3 protein-coding genes are annotated in these 4,536 nt (G+C 72.1%); 1 reads left to right on the top strand and 2 read right to left on the bottom strand.

Features of this window, described 5'->3' with window-relative positions; translation table 11 throughout:
• Positions 1 to 106: 106 nt before the first annotated feature.
• Together ACFW01_RS31345 and ACFW01_RS31340 are read right to left on the bottom strand one after the other, a co-directional pair.
• Entirely contained in the window at positions 107 to 2,320 is a 2,214-nt protein-coding gene (locus tag ACFW01_RS31345) for a trypsin-like serine protease (protein WP_384509283.1), read from the bottom strand.
• 47 nt (positions 2,321 to 2,367) lie between these two features.
• Entirely contained in the window at positions 2,368 to 2,877 is a 510-nt protein-coding gene (locus tag ACFW01_RS31340; protein WP_234960989.1) for a hypothetical protein, read from the bottom strand.
• A gap of 428 nt (positions 2,878 to 3,305) precedes the next feature.
• On the opposite strand from ACFW01_RS31340, the gene ACFW01_RS31335 reads away from it, so the two are divergent.
• On the top strand, positions 3,306 to 4,536 hold a 1,231-nt coding region (locus ACFW01_RS31335), incomplete at its 3' end, for an ALF repeat-containing protein (RefSeq protein ID WP_384509279.1).

Below are 4,536 nucleotides of genomic sequence, written 5' to 3'. Positions count from 1 at the left end.
CTGTTCGTGCTCCCCCCGAGGGGCGTGCCGCGCCGGGTGAACGTGTCGGCGGGGGCGCTGGACGCCACGGCCGACTGAGAGGTGCTGCTGGGGAGTGCCGCGGTGACTACCTCGCCGCGTACCCGAAGGTGGTGCCGACGGCGGGGAGCCCGCCCTGTCCCGGCTGGTAGGCCGTGACGGCGGCGGTGGGCTGGCCGAGGGTCACGTTGGACATCGGCAGGGCGTAGAGCGCGCCGCGGGCGCTCGGGCCGTAGGGCATGCCGACGTACAGGTGCGTGCCGGTGAAGTGGATGCTGGACCCCAGGCGCTGGTTGGCCCCCGGGGCGCCCGGGATGCCGTCGCCGTCGCCGGACTCGACCCACTTGTCGTTGGCGCCGGGCGCGCCCAGCATCGAGAAGACGTGCACCGCGCCGGACGACGTCGCGGAACCGATCGCCTCGTCCGGGATACCGATGGCCATCCTCATCGTCGCCGCGGTGCTCACGGCGCGCGGCGCCGTGTTGATCGCGGTGATGGTGGAGCCGAAGTGGTCGCCGGCCTCCGAGGTGCCGGAGACGTCGTCGTCGCTGGTACCGGAGGAGTACCCGTCGAGCTGGGTGTAGGTGCCCGCGGCGGTGACCCGGAAGGTGATGACGCCGCCGGTCTCCGCCTTGCTGACGCCGTCCACGTTCAGCGCCTCGCCCGGCGAACCGACCGCGAGGATCGACTCGTTGGCCGTGGCCGCGCCCGACGGACGGTACGGGGCCAGTGCCAGGGCCGCGCCGAAGCGGTCACCGGCCTCGGCACCGCCGGAGACGGTGTCCAGGTCCTGGTCGAGGCCGAAGACCGGGGTGGGCCGCTTCTCGCTGTTCAGCGTGTGCGTGAAGACCGCGAGGTTGCCGGCCGCGTCGTCGCCGCCGATGTTCTCGTTGGGCGCGCCGATGGCCAGGTGGTTGGCGTCGGCGGCCAGGACGGCGCCGAAGCCGTCACCCGCCTCGACCGCACCCGGGACGTCCAGCTTGTCCTGGTGGACGGAGACGTTGGTGCCGCCGCGCACGTAGAACGCCTCGCCCGCCCCGGCCTCGGAGCCGAGGCCCTCACCGGGCGTGCCGATGACGACGAAGGGCTCTCCGGCGGCGGTGGTGCCGGCCACCATGGCCTGCCCCATCAGGTCGCCGTCCTCCGGGGTGGAGGCGCTGATCGAGCCGTTGCCCTCGGCCTGCTGGAAGTGCGTGTTCTTGGTGGCACCGGTGCCCAGGCCGCCCGGGGCGCCGTACAGGAGGTCGGCCATGCCGGCGTCCGTGGCGTCGCCCAGGTTCTCACCCGGGGTGCCGACGGCGAGGTCGGTGCAGCCGTCCTCGTTGTAGTCGACGGTGTCGACGGCCTGGCCGAAGAGGTCGTTGGCCTCGGAGCCGCCCGGGACCCAGTCGAGGTCCTGGTGCAGCTCGGCGGTGCCCTTGCCGCCGCCGTACACGACGCGGACCAGGCCCGCCTTGGCGTCGCCGCCGACGGTCGCCTCGGGGTCGGCGACGGCGATGTCCTCCACGCCGTCGCAGTTGAAGTCGGTGATCCGGTTGGCGCCGGCCTTGGACGCCACCCAGGAGCCGAGGTCGTCGACGCGGGTGACGACGCCGCCGGTGCGGGTCTCGGCGGCGTCGATGCCGAAGCATCCGCCCTGGTAGGAGCGGCTGCCGAGGGCGGCCAGCTGCTTGGTGCCGTTCACCGTGCGGACCAGCGGGCCACCGGTGTCGCCCATGCACGCGGCGACACCGTCCTTGCCGGTCACGGTGGCGGTGGTGGCGGCGGCCGCGTCCACCGAGAAGACCCCGGTGTGCAGGTTCAGCGGCGCCCACTCGGTCTTGGAGCGGCCGTAGCCGGCGAGCGTCAGCTCCTCGCCCGCGGTGGGGGCGGTGGTGGCCAGCGCGAGGGGGGTGACGTTGGTGACCGGGCGGTTGAGCCGGGCCAGCACCACGTCGCGGTCGGTGCGCGGGACCAGCTCCACGACCTGGCGGACCGCGCCCTGGGTGCCGGTGAGTTCGGCGCGGCCGATGGTCGCGGTGGTGGTCTTGGCCGGCTTGCCCGCGGGCACGGCGAGGCTCTCGGCGGGCTTGTCGGCGAAGCAACTGGCCGCGGTGAGCAGCCACTCGGTGTCGACCAGGACGCCGGAGCAGCCGCGGTCGTGGTCGCCGACCACGATCTGCGCGGCGTAGGAGTGCGTGGTGTCGGAGGCGGGGGCGGCGGGCCCCGTCACGGCGGCCGCGGGCACGGCGGTCAGGACGAGGGGCCCCGCGGTCAGGGCCGCGGCCAGTGCGGCGAGGCGCACGGGTCTGGTGTGTCGCATGGTGGGGTTCCTTGGTGGCAGATCCGTCAAAGGGTGTCGGCTGGGCGCTACTTGGAGGTCCTGATCTCCACGAGCAGGTGCTCACGGTTCTGCTCGTCGGCGCTCTCGCCCACCGAGGTCCAGGTGTTCTTCTCGAGGTCGAAGGACTTCTCCTCGTCCCCGACGGTCATGTCCACCTGCGTCGCGTAGTCGTTGCCCCGCATGACGTAGACGGCGGGGATCTCCAGGGTCAGCCAGCCCGAGTCGCCGACGGTCTTGAAGCAGAACGGCTCGGACTCGCGCCGGGCTCTGACCTGGAGCAGGTCGGTGCCGCTGGAGCAGTCGGCCAGCGTGATGTGGCCGTCCCCTCGCTTGAGGACGATGCCCTGCTCCTCGAGGATCTTGTCGGCCTGCGGATAGGCGAAGTCCTCGACGGCGTAGCCGGGAGCCTCGTCCGCCACGGACACAGCCGGGCCGTCGTCCGCCGGCTGGACGCCGGACGCCAGCACGGCCCAGGCCAGACCGCCGGCGAGGGCGGAGGCGCCGAGCACACGCGCAATGGTGGTGCGTACCTTCATCGCAGTCCAAATCTATTCTTCCGGCCGGATTTCCGTCATCCGGCTCCCCTGAAAGGCATGAAGGCTCCGCATTCAATGAGGGCCCCCCAGACCTCGCAGAAATACAGAAGAGAGGCACTCTCTATTCTGTATCTCCGCTTGAGCCCGTCCATGCCACCTCCATCTTCGATCACTGTCCACGTCATGAACTGCGCCAAAACGGACGTCAGTTGAAGATCCCGTGTGACTCTCGACACCTCAAGGAAAGGTTGTACGAAGGTCTGTGGAGAAGATGTGAAGAAGTAACCGGCCTCTGCAGCAGGTGATCTGGCGGATCATCAATTTCACTCAAAGGCAACTCATTTTACGTTCGGCGCCCATTGGTATGGTCACTCCGGCTCTTCATCCCGGCCCAATTCCCGTCGAACCAACGCCAGGAGAAAACCCCTATGCAGACGTCGTTCTGGAGTCGCAGACGGCTCCTCGGCGCAGCGGCCGCCGTCACCGCTGCCGCCGCCGGTCCGCTGACCCTCACCCGCCCCGCGAGCGCCGCGGCCGGCGACGCGCCGGCCGAACCGCTCACGCTGCCGGACACCGAGCGGGCCAGGGTCGTCCAGGCGTGGGCCACGGGCGGCAAGGCGACCAAGGCCGCCGCGGCCTACGTGCTGTACGGCACCGACGAGGAGGTGCGGACGTTCCTCTCCGAGACCCTTCCGAAGGTGACGGTCGAGGACAACCGGGTCGCCGTCGCCCGCTACCTCGCCCGCTCCGGCAAGGGCCTGCGCCGCGAGGCGGTCGCCGCACTCGACCACGGCGACGCGGCCATCGCGGCCTTCCTCGAGACGGGGTACAAGCCCGCCCTGCTGGAGGATCTGGGCGTGGCGACGTCCATCGTCTCCTCCACCGGCGACAAGGCCGTCCGGCGCGAGGCCTCCGCGGCCCTGGACGCCGGTACCCAGGCGGCGCTGGAGACCTTCCTCACCGACGGGCAGTACGACGCCCGGCTGGAGGACGCCAGGGTCCAGGTGTCGTCCATGCTCTTCCAGGGCGGGCCCGAGGTGCGCAAGTACGCGGACCGCGCGCTGAGCGGTACGGCCAACGACGTGCAGTGGTTCCTCGACACCGGGCAGCACATCGCCCGGGCCCGGGACCAGGAGGCGGCCACCATCGCCGAACTCGTCGCGGTGGTCGAACGCGAGGGCAAGCGCGCCCAGGCCGAGACCGACCAGGCCGTGGAGGCTTCGGCGCGCGCCCAGACCGCGGCCGAGAAGGCCAAGGAGGCGGCCGAGAAGGCCGCCGCGGAAGCCGCCGCGGCCAAGGACGACGTGCGGAAGTCCGCCGCGGCCGCGCGCAAGGCCGCGAGCGCGGCCAAGGGCGCCGCGAACGCCGCACGCAACGCCATCAGCGCCTCCAACGCGGCGGTGACCGCGTCCCGGCGCGCCTCCTCGGCGGCCACCGCGGCCTCCCAGGCCGCCGCGACGGCGGGCAACGCGGCCTCCGCCGCCTACAACGCCGCCATCGCCGCCTCCAAGGACGCCTCGAAGACAGAGGCGGCCAAGAACGCGGCGATCGCCGCCAAGAACGCGGCCGGGAAGGCCCGTTCCGCCGCGAAGGCCGCCGACTACGCCGCGGCCGCCTCCGCGCAGGCCGCCGGCGCCGGTTCCTCGGCCGCCTCCGCCG

Origin of the sequence: Streptomyces sp. NPDC058985, from assembly GCF_042740985.1 — a bacterium.
In the GTDB taxonomy this organism is placed as follows: domain Bacteria; phylum Actinomycetota; class Actinomycetes; order Streptomycetales; family Streptomycetaceae; genus Streptomyces.
The sequence above is the reverse complement of the archived record's forward strand: the minus strand, read 5'-3'. Positions and strand labels throughout refer to the sequence as shown.